The 21,154-nt window shown below is 57.2% G+C and carries 30 protein-coding genes and 3 pseudogenes; 7 read left to right on the forward strand and 26 right to left on the reverse strand.

Annotated features, from left to right (window positions below):
• Positions 1 to 134: 134 nt before the first annotated feature.
• The 9 genes from J3R84_RS31150 to J3R84_RS31190 all read right to left on the reverse strand — a co-directional run bounded on the left by J3R84_RS31150 (position 135) and on the right by J3R84_RS31190 (position 7,523).
• Entirely contained in the window at positions 135 to 506 is a 372-nt protein-coding gene (locus J3R84_RS31150) for a hypothetical protein (RefSeq protein ID WP_057216031.1), read from the reverse strand.
• A 16-nt stretch (positions 507 to 522) separates the two neighbouring features.
• Positions 523 to 774, reverse strand: coding sequence for a hypothetical protein (locus J3R84_RS31155; protein WP_156408034.1), 252 nt, complete (start codon positions 772 to 774; stop codon positions 523 to 525).
• Positions 775 to 804: 30 nt separating this feature from the next.
• A complete protein-coding gene (locus tag J3R84_RS31160; RefSeq protein WP_057216037.1) occupies positions 805 to 1,824 on the reverse strand; it encodes a TrbL/VirB6 family protein in 1,020 nt (339 codons plus the stop codon).
• A gap of 184 nt (positions 1,825 to 2,008) precedes the next feature.
• The gene (locus tag J3R84_RS31165) at positions 2,009 to 2,725 is read right to left on the reverse strand and encodes a type IV secretion system protein (protein WP_057216039.1); all 717 of its coding nucleotides are present in this window, start codon (positions 2,723 to 2,725) and stop codon (positions 2,009 to 2,011) included.
• On the reverse strand, positions 2,722 to 3,900 hold the full coding sequence (locus tag J3R84_RS31170; protein ID WP_057216047.1) for a transglycosylase SLT domain-containing protein: 1,179 nt from the start codon (positions 3,898 to 3,900) through the stop codon (positions 2,722 to 2,724). Before J3R84_RS31170 ends, J3R84_RS31165 begins: the two co-directional genes overlap by 4 nt.
• Positions 3,893 to 6,304 carry a VirB4 family type IV secretion/conjugal transfer ATPase gene (locus J3R84_RS31175; RefSeq protein WP_057216049.1) on the reverse strand — a complete coding sequence of 804 codons (2,412 nt, stop codon included), beginning with the start codon at positions 6,302 to 6,304 and terminating at the stop codon, positions 3,893 to 3,895. Before J3R84_RS31175 ends, J3R84_RS31170 begins: the two co-directional genes overlap by 8 nt.
• Positions 6,301 to 6,591, reverse strand: coding sequence for a VirB3 family type IV secretion system protein (locus tag J3R84_RS31180; RefSeq protein ID WP_057216052.1), 291 nt, complete (start codon positions 6,589 to 6,591; stop codon positions 6,301 to 6,303). The genes J3R84_RS31175 and J3R84_RS31180 overlap by 4 nt, the downstream gene beginning before the upstream one ends.
• 1 nt (position 6,592) lies before the next feature.
• Positions 6,593 to 6,916, reverse strand: coding sequence for a TrbC/VirB2 family protein (locus J3R84_RS31185; RefSeq protein WP_057216055.1), 324 nt, complete (start codon positions 6,914 to 6,916; stop codon positions 6,593 to 6,595).
• Between the two features lie 49 nt (positions 6,917 to 6,965).
• Positions 6,966 to 7,523 (reverse strand): lytic transglycosylase domain-containing protein, encoded by a 558-nt coding sequence (locus tag J3R84_RS31190; protein WP_203529971.1) that lies wholly within the window; start codon positions 7,521 to 7,523, stop codon positions 6,966 to 6,968.
• A gap of 80 nt (positions 7,524 to 7,603) precedes the next feature.
• Here J3R84_RS31190 and J3R84_RS31195 point away from each other — a divergent pair, with 80 nt between their 5' ends.
• Positions 7,604 to 8,230: a hypothetical protein gene (locus J3R84_RS31195; protein WP_057216060.1), complete on the forward strand. Its 627-nt coding sequence runs from the start codon at positions 7,604 to 7,606 to the stop codon at positions 8,228 to 8,230.
• A gap of 90 nt (positions 8,231 to 8,320) precedes the next feature.
• Here J3R84_RS31195 and J3R84_RS31200 read toward each other — a convergent pair whose 3' ends face one another.
• The 5 genes and pseudogenes from J3R84_RS31200 to J3R84_RS31220 all read right to left on the reverse strand — a co-directional run bounded on the left by J3R84_RS31200 (position 8,321) and on the right by J3R84_RS31220 (position 12,338).
• Positions 8,321 to 8,551, reverse strand: a complete 231-nt coding sequence (locus tag J3R84_RS31200) for a helix-turn-helix domain-containing protein (protein ID WP_156408035.1) — start codon at positions 8,549 to 8,551, stop codon at positions 8,321 to 8,323.
• A gap of 158 nt (positions 8,552 to 8,709) precedes the next feature.
• Positions 8,710 to 9,705 carry a class I SAM-dependent methyltransferase gene (locus J3R84_RS31205; RefSeq protein WP_057216110.1) on the reverse strand — a complete coding sequence of 332 codons (996 nt, stop codon included), beginning with the start codon at positions 9,703 to 9,705 and terminating at the stop codon, positions 8,710 to 8,712.
• Positions 9,706 to 10,040: 335 nt separating this feature from the next.
• Positions 10,041 to 10,378 (reverse strand): annotated as a pseudogene (locus tag J3R84_RS31210) (GSU2403 family nucleotidyltransferase fold protein); the annotation flags it as partial.
• Positions 10,379 to 10,629: 251 nt separating this feature from the next.
• On the reverse strand, positions 10,630 to 10,866 hold the full coding sequence (locus J3R84_RS31215) for a hypothetical protein (RefSeq protein WP_057210353.1): 237 nt from the start codon (positions 10,864 to 10,866) through the stop codon (positions 10,630 to 10,632).
• Positions 10,867 to 12,098: 1,232 nt separating this feature from the next.
• Complete coding sequence (locus J3R84_RS31220; RefSeq protein WP_057210354.1) at positions 12,099 to 12,338, reverse strand: DUF982 domain-containing protein; 240 nt, start codon at positions 12,336 to 12,338, stop codon at positions 12,099 to 12,101.
• 303 nt (positions 12,339 to 12,641) lie between these two features.
• On the opposite strand from J3R84_RS31220, the gene J3R84_RS31225 reads away from it, so the two are divergent.
• Positions 12,642 to 12,992 (forward strand): DUF2750 domain-containing protein, encoded by a 351-nt coding sequence (locus tag J3R84_RS31225; protein WP_057216079.1) that lies wholly within the window; start codon positions 12,642 to 12,644, stop codon positions 12,990 to 12,992.
• A 466-nt stretch (positions 12,993 to 13,458) separates the two neighbouring features.
• Here the strand turns inward: J3R84_RS31225 and J3R84_RS31230 are convergent, their stop codons facing one another.
• The 5 genes from J3R84_RS31230 to J3R84_RS31250 form a co-directional block, all read right to left on the reverse strand.
• Positions 13,459 to 13,605, reverse strand: coding sequence for a hypothetical protein (locus J3R84_RS31230; RefSeq protein WP_156408130.1), 147 nt, complete (start codon positions 13,603 to 13,605; stop codon positions 13,459 to 13,461).
• 106 nt (positions 13,606 to 13,711) lie between these two features.
• On the reverse strand, positions 13,712 to 13,969 hold the full coding sequence (locus J3R84_RS31235; RefSeq protein WP_057218640.1) for an acyl carrier protein: 258 nt from the start codon (positions 13,967 to 13,969) through the stop codon (positions 13,712 to 13,714).
• 83 nt (positions 13,970 to 14,052) lie between these two features.
• On the reverse strand, positions 14,053 to 14,178 hold the full coding sequence (locus J3R84_RS31240) for a DUF3606 domain-containing protein (RefSeq protein WP_082555491.1): 126 nt from the start codon (positions 14,176 to 14,178) through the stop codon (positions 14,053 to 14,055).
• Positions 14,179 to 14,318: 140 nt separating this feature from the next.
• Complete coding sequence (locus tag J3R84_RS31245) at positions 14,319 to 14,540, reverse strand: hypothetical protein (RefSeq protein WP_057210360.1); 222 nt, start codon at positions 14,538 to 14,540, stop codon at positions 14,319 to 14,321.
• A 358-nt stretch (positions 14,541 to 14,898) separates the two neighbouring features.
• Positions 14,899 to 15,102 (reverse strand): hypothetical protein, encoded by a 204-nt coding sequence (locus J3R84_RS31250; protein ID WP_057210362.1) that lies wholly within the window; start codon positions 15,100 to 15,102, stop codon positions 14,899 to 14,901.
• A gap of 84 nt (positions 15,103 to 15,186) precedes the next feature.
• Between J3R84_RS31250 and J3R84_RS31255 the strand changes: the two genes are divergently transcribed.
• The 3 genes and pseudogenes from J3R84_RS31255 (at position 15,187) to J3R84_RS38590 (ending at position 16,393) form a co-directional block, all read left to right on the forward strand.
• Positions 15,187 to 15,447: a putative metallopeptidase gene (locus tag J3R84_RS31255; RefSeq protein ID WP_225906552.1), complete on the forward strand. Its 261-nt coding sequence runs from the start codon at positions 15,187 to 15,189 to the stop codon at positions 15,445 to 15,447.
• A gap of 243 nt (positions 15,448 to 15,690) precedes the next feature.
• Positions 15,691 to 16,083, forward strand: a pseudogene (locus J3R84_RS31260) (DUF2280 domain-containing protein).
• 202 nt (positions 16,084 to 16,285) lie between these two features.
• Positions 16,286 to 16,393: a DUF1515 family protein gene (locus tag J3R84_RS38590; RefSeq protein WP_082555492.1), complete on the forward strand. Its 108-nt coding sequence runs from the start codon at positions 16,286 to 16,288 to the stop codon at positions 16,391 to 16,393.
• Positions 16,394 to 16,520: 127 nt separating this feature from the next.
• Here the strand turns inward: J3R84_RS38590 and J3R84_RS31270 are convergent, their stop codons facing one another.
• Positions 16,521 to 16,718: a hypothetical protein gene (locus J3R84_RS31270; RefSeq protein ID WP_057258458.1), complete on the reverse strand. Its 198-nt coding sequence runs from the start codon at positions 16,716 to 16,718 to the stop codon at positions 16,521 to 16,523.
• Positions 16,719 to 16,888: 170 nt separating this feature from the next.
• On the opposite strand from J3R84_RS31270, the pseudogene ligD reads away from it, so the two are divergent.
• Positions 16,889 to 17,723 (forward strand): annotated as a pseudogene (ligD, locus tag J3R84_RS31275) (non-homologous end-joining DNA ligase); the annotation flags it as partial.
• A gap of 319 nt (positions 17,724 to 18,042) precedes the next feature.
• The gene (locus tag J3R84_RS31280; protein WP_203529970.1) at positions 18,043 to 18,657 is read left to right on the forward strand and encodes a GrpB family protein; all 615 of its coding nucleotides are present in this window, start codon (positions 18,043 to 18,045) and stop codon (positions 18,655 to 18,657) included.
• A gap of 128 nt (positions 18,658 to 18,785) precedes the next feature.
• Here the strand turns inward: J3R84_RS31280 and J3R84_RS31285 are convergent, their stop codons facing one another.
• From J3R84_RS31285 to J3R84_RS31310, 6 genes are all read right to left on the reverse strand, one after another.
• The gene (locus tag J3R84_RS31285; protein WP_063978344.1) at positions 18,786 to 19,121 is read right to left on the reverse strand and encodes a helix-turn-helix domain-containing protein; all 336 of its coding nucleotides are present in this window, start codon (positions 19,119 to 19,121) and stop codon (positions 18,786 to 18,788) included.
• A 168-nt stretch (positions 19,122 to 19,289) separates the two neighbouring features.
• The gene (locus J3R84_RS31290; protein ID WP_057218648.1) at positions 19,290 to 19,538 is read right to left on the reverse strand and encodes a hypothetical protein; all 249 of its coding nucleotides are present in this window, start codon (positions 19,536 to 19,538) and stop codon (positions 19,290 to 19,292) included.
• 68 nt (positions 19,539 to 19,606) lie between these two features.
• Complete coding sequence (locus J3R84_RS31295; protein ID WP_164474907.1) at positions 19,607 to 19,780, reverse strand: hypothetical protein; 174 nt, start codon at positions 19,778 to 19,780, stop codon at positions 19,607 to 19,609.
• 80 nt (positions 19,781 to 19,860) lie between these two features.
• Complete coding sequence (locus tag J3R84_RS31300; protein WP_057218650.1) at positions 19,861 to 20,106, reverse strand: hypothetical protein; 246 nt, start codon at positions 20,104 to 20,106, stop codon at positions 19,861 to 19,863.
• 218 nt (positions 20,107 to 20,324) lie between these two features.
• Positions 20,325 to 20,738, reverse strand: a complete 414-nt coding sequence (locus J3R84_RS31305; RefSeq protein ID WP_057218652.1) for a hypothetical protein — start codon at positions 20,736 to 20,738, stop codon at positions 20,325 to 20,327.
• 124 nt (positions 20,739 to 20,862) lie between these two features.
• Positions 20,863 to 21,129 carry a helix-turn-helix domain-containing protein gene (locus J3R84_RS31310; protein WP_057220511.1) on the reverse strand — a complete coding sequence of 89 codons (267 nt, stop codon included), beginning with the start codon at positions 21,127 to 21,129 and terminating at the stop codon, positions 20,863 to 20,865.
• Positions 21,130 to 21,154 lie beyond the last annotated feature (25 nt).

The raw sequence follows: 21,154 nt of genomic DNA on the forward strand, positions 1-21,154 counted from the left end.
CCGTCTGCGGTATAATTAACTATAGTTTATTCACTAGGCCAAGTGATCGCCTTTGCCGACCACATCGGTGCGGGGAGGGAGCCGGATAGCCTGGAATTCTGGAGTCGCTCAGCTCCGGCGCAGCGGTTAGGAAACTAGCTGCACCATCGCATCAGCATCCTCTTCGAAGCCGTGTTCGTGAAGTAGAAGGAGCGGTCATCCTTCACGTCGATCTTGACCGTGTCACGATCGCCGTCCGATTCATCAGAGCCGGTTTCGATCCACAAGACATCGAAAACAAAGGAGCCGCCTTCCCGTTTAACGGACAGAACTTTCCCTGTGGTTTTGTTCGCGCCGATCCCCTTGTCCTCGACATAGATGAACGCCGCAGCTGCGGCTTCGCAGCCGCCTTCGTCGGGGGCATAAGCGCCCGTCAGTACGGGCAAGATCGAGCTTGGCGTTTGAGACCATGCCAGGCCGGGAAAAAGCAAGCCGACTGCTATGATCGTCGAGGCGATCTTCTTCATCAAGGGACCTCCAAGCTCAAAAGCCGAATACACTGCCAAGGCTGTGAACATATCCGGCGAGCGTGTTGTAAAGATGGATGCAATACTCGGCGAAGGGCTTGAAGAAGATGACGGCGACCATGAATACAAGAAACTTTCGGTTGTCTCCTGGCTTGACGCTTTGCTTAGCCTTTTCTGCCATCTGCTCGTTCAAGCGATTTTGCATGTCGATCGCTGCGGCACGTCTACGGTCCTCATCCCACGGATACATCGGCGTTGCCTTTCTCAAGATTGTCCTTCGTCCAAGAGACTGGGATCGCTAAAAGTGCCCATTCTTTTCCGTCTCCCTTTGAATTGCTCGTGCTCGCGCGTTCTGAACGTCTGCGGATGTGCGGCGGCTCTGTAGCCCTCCACGAAGGATCCCGGTTCTGCCTCTATACGCTCGCCGAGCCCGAAGCATCGTTTCGCGGCCACCAACGATAGCCGAGTCGCCTTGCCCCAACGCGCCGCCCCCAGTAATGCCTGCGGCAAAGGCGGGGATAAACCGGAACACCACGATTCCCAGCAGGCAGACGATCACGAACGGCGCCACATAGGAGAGCTTGCTTTCCGTAGCGGTATTGTTGGCCGTGTTGATGGCAAGCTCGATGAGCTGGTAAAGGAAGGCAAGAAACGCCATCATCAAAGTCTGCGTCACCATCAGATTGACCATTAGCAACAGCCAGCCGTCGGTGAGGCGGAACGTCCAGCGATAGAGTGCCAGTATGATAAATATCGGTGCCAGCGCCAGTGTGATGAACAGCATCAGCTTGGCCGCAAGGATCGCGGCCGCAGCGACCGCGATGAAGATCATTGCGACGACGAACACGACAGCGCCGATCAGCGCCCCGACATATTCGAAGGTGCCGGTCGCCACCTGCTCATAAACCTTACCTGCGGTCTCGAAGACGGCGTCGAGGATCTTCACCACTCCCGTCGTATCGTCGGTTCCGCCATTGAGCACGCCGCCGGACCCAGCGATCGACTCGATAATCGTGTCGGAGATCAGGTTCGGCACGGACTGCACGAGCTTGTAGAGCGTGGCAGAGAAGGCGCCCCAGTTGGTCGCCATATAGTAGATGAAGAAGGCTCGGCCGAGCCGCCAGGCCGCCTCCGGCACAGAGAAGCTGTCGCGTCCGGCAAGGATCATATAGCCCCACCAGATGACATAGAGGGTGAGCATTGACCCGAACAGGACATCCACCTGAAGCGCAAGGCCCTCGTAGGTGTTCCGAATGAACGTCTCGCCTATCGCGTCCAGCTTTGCGAAAATGTCCGATATGATCGTGGTCGCGGCCATCCGTTCATTCCCTCAGGACAGGCGCGAAGACGTCGTTGACCGGCGATGCCAGACCACACAACTCCTCCGCCTCCACAAAACTCGATATCGGCGGACAGGGGGCATTCTTTTCACCCTTCGTCTGGCATCCGGCAACCAGCGCGAGACCAGAAAGCATTATCGCGACGAGCAATGGCATGCGGCCTCACTTGAACGGGTTGACGTCTTTGTATTGCAGCATCTTGGCTGTCTCGGACTGCTGAGTGAGCCGCATCTGCATTTCTGTGTTCAGCGCCGAAACCCCGCCGTTCGAGACACTGATCAGCTCGTTGATCGTGCGCGCCGTTTCCAGCTGCATGCGGGTATTTGCGTCGACCGAACCCTTGACGTCTTCGGCCGAGCCGATCTGGCCAGTTGCCGACTGCAGCGATTGCTCACGCTGCGAAACGCCTTGCGATGCCTGCTGGGTCAGCGCCGAGAGCAGGGCGGCCGTGTTGACTGTACCGGAAAAGGCATGGTTCATCGCCCCGGCATCCTCGCCTTCGACGATCGCCTTCACTTGCTTGACGAGCTGCAGCCCGTTGATCAGCGTCGCCGCAACGTTCTGTGCGTCGGAGCCAAGACCGCCGAATGACAGCGTGCCGCCGTTCATGATCGAGGAGAACGATGGCGCCGCCGAAACGGACATGTTGCCGCCGAGGCCGGTCGAGGAAATCCCCATCGACCCGTCGCGACTGCCGGACAGCGCGCCGAGGATCTCCTTGGTCTTTTCGAGGATGTTGGTGTTGGTTTTCATGATCTCGCCGGTGTTTTCGGCGTTCTTCCTGGCGATCGCCAGGTTCTTTTTATCGATCACTGGAACGTCGGCGAGGACCGGTGTCGAGAAGGCGAGGACGGTAGCCACGGCGAACGTCTTTTTCATTGCAGACCTCCTTGATCGGCCGCGTTTGCGGCATTCTGGATGAAGAGAAGATTGTTGCCGATCGCGCCGTCGGTGCCTTGGGTGGACATGATCGTGGTTTCCGCGTCTGCATCCACGACTACGGCGCAGCGTGGCCAGTCGTCGCGCGACAACTTCATCTGTTCTAGGATGACCGGATCGCAGCTGTACGGATTGACCTTTGGATCGGACTTCAGGGTTTTGGCTGTCTCCGAGATCTTCGACAGCTTCATCTGCATTCTGGCCTGAAGCAGCTCGTTGAAGAGCGTGCGTGCCGTGATCAGGTTATTCACCAGTTCGGCATTGAAGGCTCGCGCCTGTGTATTGTCATCCCACGCCTCCTGATAGATTTCCGAGGCCCCAGCGGACGCTGAAAGACTATCAATGCGCCGGCCCGCCTCCTGGACGCGTGCCGTGCTTGCATCGATGCCGAGAACGACGCGACCGACCGCGCCTACTGCCGCGCTATTCGAGCTGCGCGTAGCGCCGGAGCCATAGTCGACATAGGATTTGAACGACGGCGAAGAAATGTCCTCGATATTCGAGCCGCCGGCATAGGCGTTGAACCAGGCATGGTTCCGACCGACCTTGCCGGCCCAGTTGCTTTGCTCTGAAGCAGTCGAGCCGTTGTACCAGGAGGCTACGCAGGCATAGTCGGTGCTGCCGCATTTGTTTACGCCCATGCCGAGATATTTGACGCCGCCCTCGATGTTCTCCTCATTGATTTCGCGGTCGAAGCCCATACCCTTGCCTGTCTTCTTCGTCAGCTGCATGACGCCCTTCACACCGGTCGGAGAGCCGGAGCACGTCGATATTCCGGACTCGGCGTGGGCCACCGACAACGCAAGGCCGACAGGGACATTGTGCTTGTTTGCATAGTGCTTGATCAGGTCGACGTTTTTGGCATCCTCGTGCACCGCTTGCGCCGGTGAGCGGTAGAGACGGCGGTACTTCTCCTTATTTGAGATGTTGCAGTTCGTGATCGTCTGATCCTCGAGTTGGTGGCCTCGTGTCGCCGTGTCCTTCTTCGAATGCCCTTCATCCTCGGAGCGCTTTTCCTTCATGTCGTTGTCGTTAACAGGAATGTCCGCGATGGCCGCGGGTGCTGGTGCTGTCACCAGTGCAGCGGAGAGCAGGAGAAGGATCGTTCTACGCACTGGTCGCCTCCGGGAGGGTCCAGCCACAAAAATGTGGGAGCCAGGCGGCCGGCTCCTCGCCATAGCTCAGGCGTAGCGTCTGGCATTCGCGTACCGTTTCCGGCCGACCGGACAACACCTTCACCAGATCGGGCATCGCCGACAGGTCGAGCCGAGCGATAATTGAGTCCTGTGCATGCTTGATCAGGAACGTGCGGCTCGCTTTGTCCGCCTGCTTGACGAAGCTGAACTCCTTATCCGAGAGCCCGAAAGCTCTCCGGTAGCTCTCCTCATCGGCGGAGGCGTTGGGAAAGAAGATGTTGGTCATCGTCTGTTCGATGATCGTGTTGCGGAGATCTGAGAGCACCACGTCGGCTGCCGATTGCGTGCCGAAGCCGACGATGCCGTTCATCTTGCGGATGGTCTTCAGCCAATCCTTGATGAAGCCGGAGAAGACCTCATCATCGAGCAACCGCCAGCCTTCGTCGAGAAAGATCATCGACGGTCGGCCGTCGAGGATCTCCTGGATGCGGTGGAACATGTAGAGCAAAACTGCCGATCGCGTACGTTTGTCGGAGAGGATCTCCGTCATGTCGAAGCCGTTCACCGAGCCAGAGAAGTCCAGTTTGTCGGCGGGATTGTTGAACAGCCAGCCCTTGTCACCGGTGGTCCATTCCTTCAACCGGTCGGCGAGGTCGCCAATGCCAGAGCGCATGCGCCCTCGCATGGCCTCGGCGAGCATATCGAGCCGGCGCTGTTGCCGGTTAAAATCCGTATAGATGCTATCAATCGCATCGGAGATGACGGCCATCTCTTCGGCATTGAGCACACGGTCCGAAGGCGTGACCAAATAGGAGACGAGCGTCTTGCCAAAGCTTCGGTTGGCCGGCGTGTCTTCAAGCTGGAGCGGTGCAAAGCCAGTCGGCTCCCCCGGCGAAAGCCGTTCATAGCGCCCGCCCATGGCACGGACGAAAATCTCGCCGCCGCGGTCCTTGTCGATGAAGACGCAGCGCGGCCGTGGCTCGACACGCATGCCTTGCGCCAAGAGGAAGGAAAGCGCCACGGTCTTGCCCGATCCGGTCGGGCCGATGATGGTGAAGTTGCCGACATCAGCCTCATGAAAATTGAAGAAATAGGCGGTTTGGCTGGTGGTCTCCAACAGCGAGATGGGAACGCCCCAATGGACCTTATGTGTCTGGCCGGACGGGAAGTTATGCGCGGAGAACAGCCCTGCAAAGTTCACCGACGAGATAAGCCCTTGACGTGCGATATAGGAGAAGTTGGTTGGCAGTTGCGCCCACCAGGCGGCTTCCTGATTGAGGTCCTCGCGAACGGCGACAACGCCCATGCGCGCAAGTTCGGCGGATACGTCGGCTACGGCACGGTTTAGCCGCGAGAGATCGCGCTCGAACACCGCAACCGTCATGTGGTGTTTTCCGAACACGACTTCGCCCGAGGCGAGCCGGTCGCGCGCCGTCTCGATGTCGTCTTCGACCACCGTGCCGCCATCGTCGGAGTTTGCGATCTGCCTGCTGATCGTCACGATCGCCTCCGTGACGGTTGTCCGATCTTCCGGCGCGAAAGAATGGGTAACGATGAATTCGTAAGGCAGGCGCAGCAATCCGTCGAGCTGGCCGGGCGTCGTCATCGGCGGATATTCCTTGATCGACACCATCGCCGCTACCTTGGAGGTCGAGCCATCCGCCGACCAGATTTCTGTTGCCTTGCGGCCGAACATGATCCGACCGGTCCCGATATAGTCGGCAAGCGACATGCGAGGCAGCGGCATCGTCCGCTCGTCGCCGGCGGCGAGGATCTTGGCGAAAAACTCGGCTGGCTCGGAATAAATACCGCCGTCACGGGTAACGCAGGAAAGAATTTCCGGGCGATAGGAGCGAAAGTCGCCGACGATACCAGAGACCATGTCGTTTAGGTCGCGCAACGCCTCGCTGCTGGCTTCGACCTCATTGTCAGCCATGCGGAAGACGTCGAACATGCGGTCGACCTTGCCGGCGCGCCCGGTCATAGGCCGTCGGATGACCGTGAGGTAAAGCTCATTGACGAACATCGTCCGGTGCTTCAGCCCGTCCATGTAGCGGGCGTTCAGCTCGTCGGCGAAGGGATTATCGAAATCGCCGTCGATTGCTGGCACGATCTGACGACGGATGATAGTGGCGTAAAGGGCAAAACGCGACGATCCGAGCGACCGAACTGTCATGTTGCGGTTGGCCAGGCGCGCATTGATCTCCGCCTGATCCATCGTTTGGTATGGGAGGCCGGATAACCGGATTACCTGCAGAAACAGGCCGGATTTGGTGACGATCGTCGCTTCATCGACATGGCGGAGATACGGGACATGCGTGCCGATCCCCATGTCGCGGGCGCGTTCGCGCCCGAACTTCAAGTCGCGATTGACAATGTTCATGGGGCGTAGCTCCCCGCTTTCCAGAAGTGCCTGTTGCGGATCGCTCTGCGCATCGACAGGAACACCTGCACGACCCGGACGATGTGGATATCCCGCTGGCATAGGTAGAGCGCGACGAAGTGGATCGGCAGGACGACCAGCGGCGCCAGGAAATTCGATGATGCGATGAAGATGACGATCCCGAAGATGCCGTTCACCACGAACACGATGATATCCACCCCGAAATACATTGGAGGCCTCGTCAGCGGCAGGATGAGCGGTTCGACATCGGGAGCATCGTCTTGCATATCAGAGGCCCGCCGAGGACTTCATAGCGTCGACCAGCTCGGCCGCACCGAAAATGATCGCAATGCCGATGATGATCGAAATTGCAACCTGCCAGGCCATGCGTCCAGAGAGGAACAGAAAGCCGAGAAAGCACACTGCGATGATCATGAAAGATCGCGCGACGTTGCCCTGCAGGACACCGACGAACCAGTCAAGAATGCCTTCGATCGGGGCCGCAGATTGCGCATAGGCGAATTCCGGCACCAACGCGGCGGGCGTCGCCAGCAGCGCTAGTGACAGAATAACTTTGCTTCTCGATCGCTGCATCATGGGAAGAATGTTCATTCGAATGTCCTTCGTATTTTTGGGAGGATGGAAGTCGGGGTGAGCGTCGTTACTCCGCAGTCCACACGTGTTCCTCGCGCCATGGGGAGGGCGCCAATGCGACCGTCTCTTGTCGGTGCGCGCTACCGCTGCGCTTTTCCAGGGCCGCTGTTGCCTTTGCATTCAGCTTCCACCGGTTCATCACCTTGACAATGTACTGGGCGGTTTCATTGAATTCGGGGACGCCACCCTTCTGGTAAACCCGCTCTGCACCGGCATTGTAGGCGGCGAGCATCAGCAGCGGATCTTCGAACTCCCCGTAGAGTTTCTTGAGATAACGCACGCCGCCGCGGATATTGGATCGAGGATCGCAGCGATCGGTTACGCCGTAGTCGGACGCGGTTTCCGGCATCAGCTGCATGACACCGATAGCGCCCGCGTCGGAGACCTGATGTTTGCCGCCGGCGCTCTCAACGTCGACCACGGCGAGGGCCAGATCCGGATCTAGCTCCTCCTCGGTGGCAATCGTCCTCACCATCTCCAGAACGTCGGTAGTGTCGACCGCTTCACAAGCATTCGCCGTTACGGTCGACGCGGAGATGAGGAGAGGAAGCAGGGTAATTTTCAAATTCTTGGCCCCAGGTTGAACACCGGCGAATAAACTATAATTAATTCGCAATAGATTCCTCTGTCAACCTGGAAATGGCCATGCATACGCGCATAAAGCAACTCAAGGTTATCAGCCTTGCCGTCACGCTTCTTTCCGTAAGCGCGACACTCTTGAGGGCGGACGGTGAGGATCCCTATGCGGAGCCGTCCCCGAATTACCTTCGCCAGTTCGTACAGGAAGGGATGAAGATGTTCGTGCTGGAGCGCTTCGACGCCGAGGGCAAGCTTGTGGCGCGTTCCATGGAAAAAGTGGACGGCAAGGTCGGGATCGACGGCCCGGTCAAGCGAACGATAGGGGGCCGCGAGATCAGCCTACGGGGCCTGAACGCCTGCCCGTCAGAAAAAGTTCTCTATAATCGTGTGCAGACATGGAGCTGTGTCGATGCCGCGCGCGATTACGCCAAGGCTGTCTACAACGGGCGCGCCAGCGTCATCCTATGCAAGACCCTGCTGCTATCGCCGCCGGAGGGAGAAACAATACCAGCATCATGTTTCCTGCTCGTTGGCGGCAAGGGCGAGCCTTTCCGGACAGTGAACGACGATGACAGCATGGTCTTCCTTGGCCTGGCTGCAATCGGACGAACGCAAGATGGTCGTTCCCGGCGTCCTGACCTTGAAGAATCGCAATCTCTTTCCCAGTCCATGGGGTTTCGCAATGCGGACTAATCTTTTGCTTCTTATCGCTGTCAGTGAACAGCGGCTTCTGCTCAGGAGAAAACCACCGCGTTTGCTTCGGGCGCGAGTTTCGAGCAGTCCTTACAAGGTTTCTGAACCGCCTGCAATAAGCCTGCAAAGGTCGACCTCAAGCGCCTCGCAGATGACCGCAATTTCCCGAATGGTCAGATTTTTCCAGTCGCCCATCTGAATGAGTTCGAATCTGTTTTCGGCAACTCCAGTCAGCAGTGCGAGCTTGCGGGGACTCGTTCCTTTCTCCACCATTTGCTGTGCCAAGTGAGATACAATGTCTGCTGGACTCTCGATTGGCATCGCGGCCTCCCATTTTACGCTTACAACACCGCCAAGGACGAGCTCAATTATTAGATGCAGGTCCTCGGCGGTTCACGAAGCAAACTATTACGCATGGTGATGTAAATTATAATTTACGTCCGTGCGGTTTCGCGTCACGCTGCTAGACGAGATGCCTGCTATGTCCTGCGATCATCAGCCCAAGTCGCCAGTTCGGTGTAGGGTTCAGGATCGTAGACGTATTCGGCGGGGATTGCGGGCTGCGCCATCAATGAAAGATAGCGCCGGAGGTTTTCCTTGCTGTTGCTAGCGGCCAGCCCGTAGAAGTTCCCGCTATTCCACGTGATGACGCAATGCCTGAAATGAGCGTATACCGCTGCTGCCATCTCGGCTAACGTAACCTCGCTGTGGTGCATTGTCGCCAGCACCAGCTTGGACTTACGCTCTATTTCCTCGGCCCCGAAGTACCGGGACTTGAATCCGTAGTCCTTTTGAAACTCCCGCAACTGATACTCCCGGAGATCCGCCGCGCGGAATTTCTCCACGAAGAGCAGAATCCCATCTTCCTTGAGATGCTGCGCGACGAACGCGATCTGCTGACTTCGGTTGGGTGAGTACATTTGGAATGTCGTATCTTCTAGGATGATATCGAAACCGCCAGTGAACGGCTCAAGGTGGATTTCGGAATGGAGATGTTCTTTCGTCAATCGATGAAAGGGGCCGAGAAAGAAACTGGCGTGCGGCGGCTCGCCAAAAGCCAGGAAGCACTTGTAGTTTTCCTCGTTAGGGCTGCAGGACAAAGACTGGATCTTGCCTCGGCTCATCTCGGAAAGCGTGCGCGCCATCGTCCCTTCGGCGGTGCCGAGGCTATAAAGCAGAACCTTGGTCGTGCTCAGTTGGTTGTAGCGCAGGACCGCATGGGCCATACGGAATTCTTCCTCGACACGATAGGGAATGCTGCCGCGATAATGCTGATCGAAGAAGCCCTGGCGGCGCGAATGCAATTCGACGAGCCGATGCAACAACGGGTCGTCGGGCAGGAGGCGCGCATCCACGGTCGGTTTGCGAACTGGTGCGCCACCATTGCCGGCGGCTGTCTCGGCGAAGAAACCGGCTAGATGATTCAAACGCGGGGCACGGTCGCATTCGGTGAAAAACTCTTTAAAATTTTGCATCGCAATACACCTAAGCAGATAACCAGAGGGGCGACGCTGCCAGCTGCAACGGCAGTGGCGCACAAATTTCATGCGCTTAGATTTGCCTTTCCGCGGGCGGCGCCTTATTCCAGGGGTAATGCCGGTTTCGGCAACGCGCTTTCATGCGTGCCACTTTTGCACGAAAGTGCCACGATCACAACTGCGGGTTATCCAGAGTTGTTCGGCAGCTGATTCTATGATCCGGGTGTTTTGAAACGAATATTGAGGGATTGCTTCTCTTGACGGAGACGTTTGGCTTCCAGCCTGATGAGGTTCGCCGTTCTAATCACAAGACGGTCGTACACCAGCACATGGATTCCCGCGTAGGTGCTGAATGCCATTGACCCGATCAGGACAGCCCGCAGCCGGAACAATCCGGCGTCAGCGAGGGCTTTCGTGACGTCGCCCGCGAATGGATCGGGACCGGGGAGGCCAGCACGAGCGTGCTAACCATGCGCCTCCGTTCCCGGATGTTGCCCTTGATCTCCTTATGGGCCTTCACCCGTTCCGTGATCGCTTCATCGGAGTGGGGGCCGACATAGCTTCGCTTGTCCTTGCCCTCTGGGGTAGGGAGATCGAAATACCAGTAATCACGATCCTTCACGGTTAGGGTCACGAACCATCCCTCCAGGGAGAAGTCCGCCGCGAATCGTGGTCGACGGCATCGACGGGCGGACGCATCATCTTGGCGGTATCGATTCGGCGCGACGCGCTACCTGACGGCGCGGACAAGGAAACGGCCCGGATCGAATGGCAGTATGCCGGCGAGTTCCGGCGCTATCATCCGTTGATCGCAACCATAGCCGCCCAGCTCGGATCATGCCCGAGCAGCTCGAAACCATGGGGCGCGAGGCGCATAGCCTGTGATGGGCAATCGCGTCGTGCCTGCCAAGAGCCTTAAATCTAGAACTCTAAGCCGTCGAACTCCGGCAGTTTGCCCGGAATGTTAGCGGCGACGCTGACGAGCGTAAGGGGCTCGACGCTGTAGGTGGCGTAGCAACGAACCTGTGAAACCTCAACTTGAAGTCCAGTTTTCGCGGCGAACTTCACGGCAGCGTTAAACTCGCGCATCGCCTTAACCAGCCGTTCCTTGGCGCCGCGCTGATCGCGAGTTAGCGGAAATTCCAGGATGTTTGCCATTCGCTTCTCTCGCCTTCGTCCTCAGATCGCTCGCGTCATCACCTGAGCTGCGACTGATGCCAGTAAGGCCGCCAGTGCGACGGCCGTTCCAAATCACACAATCTTCATCCGGCGCCTGGGCGCGTCATCCCAATCATGCCCCATCCGCCCCGCTCCAACTGTTCCTGCCGTTGCGGTGATGATCAACCGTCTATGGCTCATTGAAACATCGCAGGTCCCTACGCGTTTACCACGAGATAGAGAATTGAGGTCTCAAATGTCGATCCACATGAGAGATATCGGCGAGGCGGTGTTCGGATTGTTCCATTGGCATGCTGCTGAAGTAGAGCCCGGCCTAACCGACGATCAGCGGTTGCTCATTGCGGCCTATCGATCCGGTCAGGTGCCGGAGGCCGCTTGGCAGGAGCACTTGGAACACGATCCGGTGCTCGCACAATATTGGCGGACAAATCCGAGGCATTGAACCTGGATTGCACTCCGCGGGGTTCTGCTGGCTCTAATCAGATTGCCAACGCCAGCAAAGTCGCGCCAATGATCAGCAAACCAGAAACCGTCAATCGCACGATCATCAGTAGATCGTGATCGTAATCCTTTTTCTCTCGCTCTGTGTGACGCATTTCAGCCTCCTCGCGTCGTTCCACTAGGAAAACGCCGCTCCTTGGCTGAAGTTGCAATTACGCACGGCGGCCTACTACCACCTCGCGTTCTTTTCACCTTCGATCATCGCTACCGCGTCTGCTTCCATGGCGCGGCACATGGTCTCTTATTCGGCCAGCAGCTCAGCGCGGACCGGATCCTCATTGCGCAGATCGTCGACCATCAAAACCAAAGTGGCGTAGCATTCGCAGAGACTGAGGGAATGCCAGCCATGGCGGCGAGGGCGTGTTGCTCACATAACGCTCGAAAAGCCGGCTCTGTTGCACATCAATCAATGCTCGCAACGCTGGAAGCCTCAATTTCAGACGGGATCTACCGATCCTTTCAAGGTCCATAGGGGCCTGATGCCTTGCCCCGACAGCCGACGCCTCGCGAGCTCTACTCGGCTCAGGGTTTCCCGGCCGACTACAAGATCGATTCCGATATCAATGGCCGCCCTTTCCCAAAGAACGTTCAGGTCTCGTGCGTCGGCAATTAGGTCTCACCTCCGGTGGCCGCTGCAATCGGTCCCTCGCTGCCCTCGAAAAGCGCGAGGCACCGGCATGATTCAGTTTCTCACCTCGGGCAGGGCAACATCAACGTTGTCGCAGGATGCCGGCCTCCTTGGCGGCGGCTTCAAACGCCGCCCTTGCTTGCGCGCTAGGGACTATTCCTTTGGCGGCATCCAGGCAGGCCTTCCGAGCTGTTGCGTAACTCGCGCTCTTCGTGTCGGGCCAGGACTTCATCAGGAACGCGACCGCCTCTCGGGCGCTCCTAATGACTTGAAAACGATCATCAATCTTCAACTCAACATTTTCATCCCAGATGGTGATCATCGTGTCCTCCGTTGGGCAGGTTTCCAAAAAACGCATATTAGAGGGATCTGTTCCAAGGCCGCGATCCTGCCGAAATTTTGGGTGGCAGGATGAGGCTCTTCCCCGACATGTGGCCCTTCGGCGACTTGCCGCCGCACTCCAATCTTTGGTGATTCCCTGGCTGTTCTGATTGCGAACCTCGATTAGAGGGAAAACTCGCCGGGCCTTAGGGAGGATGTCACCGCCTCCCGCCATAGCCTAATATTGCCTGAACTTCGGTGCTGACACCTTGCGAAAAGGGACAGGGACGCCATAGCTGGTCCAATGAGCATCGCCGCAGCCCACTATGAAATCTTCTACAAGGAAATCGCCGAGAGCGGGGTCGTTTGGACCATACGTGACGACGCGGGCTTTCCAACTTCGACAAACCAATCAAACGAAGCCGCCATGCCTTTCTGGTCGTCAGAAACTCGGGCTCGGCTCACTATTGAGACTGTTGCGTCGTATCGCGACTTTACGCCACACCAGCTTACCTTGGAGGTGTTTCGCGATCGCTGGTTGGTAGGGTTGGAGAAGGATGCCCTTAGGGTTGGCATAAACTGGAGCGGTGAGCGTGCGACTGGCTTCGATGTAGCGCCCGTCGACGTTCGCAGAAGGCTTGCATCCGGCTCGTAGAAGAAATACATCCAAAATCAGGCGGCCGAAACCGCCCTTTCTCGCGCCCGGTAGGACCTCCAGGAAGCGTCCATATTGAAGCGTTGGTTCGTTTGATGGGTGCGCTTTGAAGTTTGTACCGGGAATTGCCTTCGCTGTCGGATCTCTTTTGCTTTTTTCGTCTTGCAGTGAGACCGGCTCATCGCAGACGAGCAGTAATCGCGCGAAGGTCCAATCGATAGCAAAAGCAAAGGCGCAGCCGAAGCTCAAAAGCACCCGCAAGAGTAGGGCGATGGCGATAGCCGAGGCAAAGGCGCTTTCTGAAGCGCGCAGCCCACGGCAGTGCAAGACACCCAAAAAGGAATGCGGCTACGGCGCGGGTCCTGCCGGAGAAATATGCTCATGCTGGTCAGCAGAGGGTGCGCCCGAAGTTGGGGTCACAGTCAAGTGACACCACTCTTCAAACCGAAACGGCGAACGCCTGCGGTCACTGCGCGATCAGCTGTTTCAGCGGGTTATTGGGGGTGTCGGAGCTGTCTCGGATCCAAAAATCTTCTTTGAGCGCCATGAGGCTAAGTACGGCCCCAACGAGGACGCATAGCAGCACGATGAAGATGATGGCGGATCTGTTCATCACTCATATCAGGCTCAGAATGTGAGAATTCGTGGCGCAACCTTCCGGCGTCGCGTTCAGTTTCCAGCGCCATTGGTATTTGCCTCGCGCCTTAGCCCCGTAATGATTAAATACCGTCGCGCTCACGTGCGGCTACGAACTCGATCGCGTCCCCGACTGTCACGAGCTGTCCCATTAACTCGGTTGTGATGAATACTCCGAACTCTTCTTCGATCATCATCGACAGTTGCGAAATCTTCAAGGCATCTGCTCCTAGATCGTCGACAATCGAGGCGTCGTCCGGAAGGTCAGTAGCTTTGACATCTAACACTTCAATGAAGATCATTTTCATGCGGGTGGCAACATCGGTTCTTGTGATCTTCATAGGGCTGGCTCCGATGCGTTCTATTAAATCTTCTTCTGGTTTTCAGCTAAGGCGTTTGCCTTCTCTCGCGAGTTGCCGGCTTCCTAGATGATCTTGCGGACCTGGTCTTCGGTGAGGCCGTGCTTCCGCTTGAAGTAGTTCAATTCGTAGGCCTGCCCGGCGGCGACGCGGCCGCGATCCCGGCCAACGTTTTTCTTGTCGTCTGCCATTGGGTTCCTCCTTGTGTGTGGCCAAACACAACCGCGAGAGCCCCAGGTATATTCCAAGTTCTGTCGGAGTAGAGCAGTCAGGTGGCTCGCCAGCTCAGAAAGCTGGACGTCGCAGGTTCGAATTTTGCCGCCGCAACCGATTAATGCGCGGTGACTCTGGAGGCATCCGCGCCTTCACCCTGTCCGAGAAATTTCAGCAAGGCTGATAGCAAGGTTTCCGCCATTACCCGGTCGAGCGTGACCTCAATGACCTCGTCGTCCTCGGCCATCAACTCGAGGCGACCGACGAGCGGGTCAGTAGAGACCAAGTCAATATCCTTGCCTTGGTATTCAGCTTCAAGCACGGTCCAGTTGTACTGCATCGCCATCTCTCCTTCGTATTCACGGAACGATGAAACGCAATCGAGACGCGAGGTCTCACTTCAGCAGAAAGGAACCAGAATGCGCTTCCCTAGCTTCTCACATCACCACGGATTCCACCACTTGTTCGTGATCGCGGACATCTTCGCGGCGGTCGCGACGATCGTCGCATTCTTCGCACTCGCCGTCATCCGGTACGGCGCCGGTCGCACATGGCATTCGCAGCCTGGGCACCACTGCCTATCGCAAGATTGTCGATCTCCCGCCAGTCTACCGCGAGAGCTATGACAGCCACGGCCTCAGCCTCGAACCGGATCGAATGCGAACCTGATTCCGCTTGCCGGAAAGGAAGAGCTGGGCTTAATCGCCCGCTCTGCCGAACCCCTGCAAACCGTCAAGTCGGTTGACTGTAGCGCCGAGCGCGCTGACTGCCTCCATTGTGATCGCTAGGCTTTGCATAATCAGGGAAAGATCGTGGTCTTGATCCGGGTGAGCCAATTCGAGTGAACGCGTGTGAAGCCTCTGACTGACAGCGTTCAGCCGCTCGATAATATCCTCGTTCATTCAAACCTCCCGATGTTGTTGCTCCAGTAATGAAAAGGCGCGCGACAAACAAAGGTTCACTCCGGCGCTGACGAAAGGCAAATTATGATCGCCAAGCGCCCTACACCGCCTGAAACAATGTTCGGGGATGACTTCAAATCGTTCGTCCCGGCGGCTGATGTCGGTGAATGGGTCGAAGCGACATTCTTCGACTCTTCATCGCCGGTCGCCAATCCGGAACATGAGCATCTTGCCAATGCCCACATCGGCTATCTCTGGGGCAGATGCAGCCGGCGTCCGCGCAATGGTCGATGCAGCCAACCAGAAGCCCGAGATCGCAAGAGTGCGGATCGCACACGCATGTAGCACGTGTCAGCTAAGGGTGGCCTAGTCCATATCGAAAGCGGTCAGCTCTTCCATGGCTGCTCGCCCCTCGGCCTTCGCTCGGATCCGAGCCCCGACCAAGCGGCCCGATCGGATAGGCTTGCCGCCATCTAATAGGATCTGCCACTCCCACTGGTGCTGCCCGCGTCCAGTAAGCTGCAGTTTCAGTCTATCGGCGCTGTATCGTTCCAATTGCCGCTCCTTTGACGGGACTTTGACGGATCAATGGCCAAACCAAAACTCTCCGATGAGGTCAAGACCTACATCGTGCAGGCGCTGGCTTGCTTCGATAGCCCATCGGTCGTTGCCGCGGCAGTCAAGAAGGACTTCGGCCTCGATGTGAGCCGACAGCTCGTCGAGAGCCACGACCCGAACAAGAAAGCTGCCTCGGGCCTGCGTCCAAGTGGCGCGCTTTGTTCGAGGAGACCCGCAAGACGTTCCTTGAGGACACGCGGCCACCATCGCCATCAGCCACCGCGCAGTTCGGCTGTGGCTCTACAGCGCATGGCCGACAAGATGGAGCAGGCAGCCAAGGAAGTAGGGGACAGCTACACGAACCGGCGAGCAATCACCGGTCCAGACGGTGGCCCTGTAGAGGTGCGTAACGGTCTCTCCTGACCGTGCCTTCCCGCCTATCAACTATCGCATACTTCCCTGAAAGCAAAAGAGCTTAACACCATGAACCGACGCATCAACGCGGCGGGCTTCCGGAAATCTACAGGGAAGGCCGCTTTTTTGCGCCAAAAACTCGCGAGGCCAGCTATGGCTTCATCAGAATTTTGAGTGCTTGGATATCGTGAATCCGCTTTGATAGAAGTTGATGGGCATCGGTGCGCTCGGCGTGACCGGCATTGCGGCGATGGCGCTCGGTGTCAGCTTCGCCGAAGACATACGGCGAATCGTGTTGATTATAATCGGAAAGGTTTAAACCAATCGAGCGTCTCGCCATTCTTAGTTTAAACGCGTAGATTAGATCATTGCCAAATTCTCGCGGCCTTCCGTTCCGCAACTCTGCAGGGAAGGCCGCTTTTTGCGCCAAAAACTCGCGAGGCCAGCTAGGGCTTCATCAAAAGTTTGAGCGCTTGGATATCGTGAATCCCGCTTTGATAGAAACGGATAAGGTCTGCAGCAAGCGTGTCGGCTCGCTCGCTGCCTGGCGACAGATTCAATTCTTCCAGCAGATCATGAAAGACGCTCGCAATCTTTGCGAACTCGTCAGGGAGTATAATCTCGTATCGAGATGCAATCACCATAGCCCTAATCCCAGCCGACATCGAGTATGCGCCGTTGATGGGGATTACACTGGAAATTCGTTTGCCAAGTCTAACCCGATGATGCCGATCTCGTTCATAACCATTCTCCTCGCAGGAACACCCTCCACATATTGTCACATTCGAGGCCGTCGGGGGGCGTCCACCCCATCGGCTACCGCCTGGCCGTGCATGTCGAGCCGAGCGGCGTACGCATCATTGCCCGGGGCGGGCATGACTGGACCCAACGCTTCCCTGCGATCGAGGCCGCGGCAAAGGCGCTAGGCCATGATCCTCGACGGCGAGGCGGTCGTGCTAGACGATGCAGGCCGTTCGAACTTTGGCATGCTGCAGGCGGCACTCGGCGGCCGAGGCGGCAAGCGCGTCGCCGGCGAGGCGTTATTTTACGCCTTCGATCTCCTCTACTTTGACGGTCACGACCTGCGGGGCATGGAACAGCGGGAGCGTCGGACGATGCTCGAAGATGCGATCGCCGAGGGCGGCACGGTTATTCGATTGTCAGAAGAGATCGAGGGCGAGGGTGCGGCTATCCTTGCGCATGCATGCAAGCTCGGCCTTGAAGGTATTATCGCCAAGGACAGGCGGGCGCCGTACCGTTCCGGCCGGCTCGGTGATTGGCTCAAACTGAAATGCATCCAGAGCGACGGCTTTATCGTCGTTGGGTTCGAACCTTCAACGAAAGTGACCGGCGCGATTTCGCGGCTGTTGCTGGCGGCAAGGCGAGGCGACGAACTGGTCTATGTCGGCGGCGTCGGCACAGGCTTTGCTGACAAGATGGCCCGCGACCTCCGCAAGCAACTGGCAGCGATACCGGCGAAAGTGCCGCCGGTCACACTGAAGCGCAAGAACGTCGTGTTCTGCGAGCCCGCATTTGTCGCCGAGATCACCTATACGGAGTTCACCAGCGACGGGAAGCTCCGGCATCCATCGTTCAAGGGACTGCGCGAGCTGGCGGACAACGTCGATGTCTTCGAGCTCAAAAAATAGGCCCCTGCGTACAGGGGCCGAAGAGTGGGACAGCGGGTGCGGGGGGAGTGCCTGCCGTCCATGGGGTGCGAACAAAACGCGGTTCCCGGAAAATTGTTCCTGTGGATGAGCGCTGCCATAATGTCGACGACGCCTTCTTGGCTCGTTGCTGGATTTAAACCAAACCGCGGTGGTTTCGACACGCAGGGACTGTCGACGAGCGAGTAAGCCGAGATGGCCCCTTTTCATGGTTTCGCTGACAGTTTTTTGACTCGAGGAAGCCTTGCCCATTACTCCGCGACCGTTAGAAAGCCATTGTCGTAGGAGCAAAAAGACAGTCATGAAGAAGAGTGAACACTGGCCGGATGAAGCTTCAATCGTCACCTTCGCAGAGGGCGATCCTGATGAAAATCCATGGGTTGACGGGAAGCCGAAGCGCGAAGAGATTGAGGTCGAGGACTATAGTCCGCTGTGGGTTGAGACGTATGAGGTCCATAAGGCGCGGATTGAGGCGGTTACCCCGAAAATCGCGCTGAGCATCGAGCACGTTGGCTCGACGGCGGTGCCAGGGCTCCCCGCAAAGCCGGTTATCGACATTGATCTGATTGTCGCCGATCCTGAACGGGAGGACCAATACGTCCCGGCCCTTGAAGCACTTGGCTATGAACTAACGGTAAGAGAGCGCTCATGGTATCAGAATCGCATGCTGCGCCATGACAATCCGCGCATCAACCTGCATGTTTTTGGGCCGGGATCTCCAGAGCACGCGCGGCATATTCTGTTCCGAGATTGGTTGCGCGAGCGGCCAGCGGACAAGCAACGTTATGCCGATGCAAAGCTGCTGGCAAAAAACGGGGCTACAACCGCGCCTGACTACAACCTGAGAAAGCAGGATGTCGTGAGGGAGATCTACCGCAAAATCTTCGAGAGCCAAGGCTGGCTGGGAGATAGTTAGACGCGCGATTCACGAGCGAGCCGATAATCCCGACGTGTTTGAGCTCAAAAAATAGGCCCCGGGGAAGAGGGGCCTAATCAAGGTTCGGGGAACAACTTAAACAGAGTGTCCGGAAAAAGGTTCCCGCATCAATCCCGCTCGGCCAAAATTTTCTGCATCCGAGAGAGTTTGCTTTCCGCAATAGCAAGCCGCTGGACAAGCACGTTCGGTCTCTCGGCCTTGTCGTCCATTGAAAAGTCACCGATGATTTCCATCGGGTGGGCGTTCAGGACTTCGCAGATTTGAATCAAGGTTGGAACGGAAAGGCGGTTCGCCCCGCGCTCATATTTCTGGATCTGCTGGAACGTTATGCCAAGCGCCGCCGCCACCTTCTCCTGGGAAAGCCCCCGCATTTGACGGATTGTTCTGAGACGCTCACCAATTTGCAGGGAAAGCGCCATCGAGGTTTCGTTCATCTTGGCCATGTATACGCACTCCGCTTCTGAAACACGGGCCTATATGGAACAAGACCACTTGGCGTCACAACTCGCAGATCTGTGGGTAGACAGGCGCTTTCGAGCGGTGGCGGAGTTCACCCCTCGATGCTTGGCGCCGAGTAGCGCCACGGCGATTATCTCTGGCGCCGACCGGCGTCATCCCTGAACCGGGCGCACGCCACCAGCCGGCGCCTGTATCCGCACCTCGACATTCTTGCGGCCGCACTTGGCGCACTTGGCGTGGCCTCTGACATAGATCGGATGATCGCGCCCGAGCTTCTTCACGAACGGCTCTATCGGGCTGATTCCGCCGCGGCTGCAATCCAAGCACCAGAGATTAAACTGATAGCCGTCATCCAGCAGTTTTCCGAGCGTATCTATAATGACCGGCTGTTTCCTAGACATGCGCTTTCTTCCTCGATCGAGGTTTTGACAAGCCGCATGTCGTGAAAGGGCCCGCCAGCGCCAGTGGGTCAGGACTTCTTGGCCGGTGGCCATTCAATCCGGTGTTCGAAGCAATACCAGTTTGGCGCCGCCCGTCCGTGGGCATAGCCGAACGCGCCCCACTTCCTGCAGCCTGGATGTTCGCACAGGTGCTCGAACAGGCCGCTTTCCGCTCTCTTGGTAGCGCCAACTTCGTCGCTCATGCTCAATGCCTTCTGAGTATGTTTGTTCTACAAATGTTCTCATAGGCGCAGAGAGTCAACGACCAGTTTTAGGGAGGGCGTCAGTGATGTTTCGGTGCGAGCAGCACGACGCCGGCGCCGAGGTCAAACATTTCCGTTTCCGCATTCATTGTCAGGTAATTGTTGTCCGCCAACTCGATCAAAGCCTCGGCGACTTCATTTCGTGACCAACCGGCGGCCTCGGCTTTTGCGGCCAAATATTGGAATTCAGCCTCAAGCGCTTCCTGGCAGTGAAGGCTGCGATCGGGATGGCATTTCGAATGCTTCGGCGCGGGGATTTTCGGCATGGCGTTTCCTCCTGCACAATATGTTAGGACGCGGGTTGCCGTGCACAAGGCTTAGCTAATTCACAGATGCTCTCTCGAACATTATGTGCTCCATCCGCGCCGGTATGCCTCCTCGAGCATGTCTCGCCACATGTCGCCATCGTAACTTGCCTCAGCAAGCAGGAAGACGGCCACAAAGCAAAACCTCGCGCAGCCGGGCCAGTGGATCGAGTTCCGACCTATTTCTTAGGTCCGCAAATCAACGGTCGAAGCTCCTGCACGATCACGCCCGCCTTGGGCGATAGCATCACGCCGATCCAGCTGTCGGAAAATGTTCCAGCCTCATCGACAGGTGAAAGCCAAACCACTTCGTTTGTCGCGAGTTCGATTTTCACCTCACTGCCGATCGGACTGCCGGCGACGGTCTGGACGTAGTGGCGCTTGATCGGATGGTCGTTTCCCGCCTCATCGATCAGTCGGTTCTCGCTATAGTCTACCGCGATTTCGCCGATCTCCCCGCTCGACTTGCAATCGATCAGCCGCTCGCACCGAATGACCGAGGTGAAAGCGCAGGTCCAGGTGAGGCCGCTACGCCACATCGGATTGTCCCCCGCACTTGCGGTGGTCGCCGCAAGGAGCAGTGCCGCAGCCAACGGTTTCTTCAGGATTGTCTCATCCCCCTTTGGTCCGAATGCATAGTTCGAAGCGAAAACGTGGGGCGATGATAAACTATAATTTATAATTCGTGCAATGACTCCGTGACCGGACGATACACGTTCAGTTGTCGCTAGATTTCACGCCCATCATCAACTCTTGCAGAGGAACCTTCAGATTCGTGCTAATCCGCGTAATGACCTGCAATGATGGGTTGGCTGTCCCATTAAGGATTCCAAAATAGTAAGGATTGGTAATCTCACAGAGACGAGCCATATCTTTTTTAGCCAGCCCGCGCTTTTCCCGCTCGCGCTCCATGACCATCGCCATGTTTCGCAGGATCATCGTCCCAAGGTCTGTGTCGGGCTTCTTACGCTTGCTCGTCGCCATAGGATAAACTATAATTTACTCGTTG

Source organism: Ensifer canadensis (assembly GCF_017488845.2).
GTDB lineage: Bacteria > Pseudomonadota > Alphaproteobacteria > Rhizobiales > Rhizobiaceae > Ensifer > Ensifer canadensis.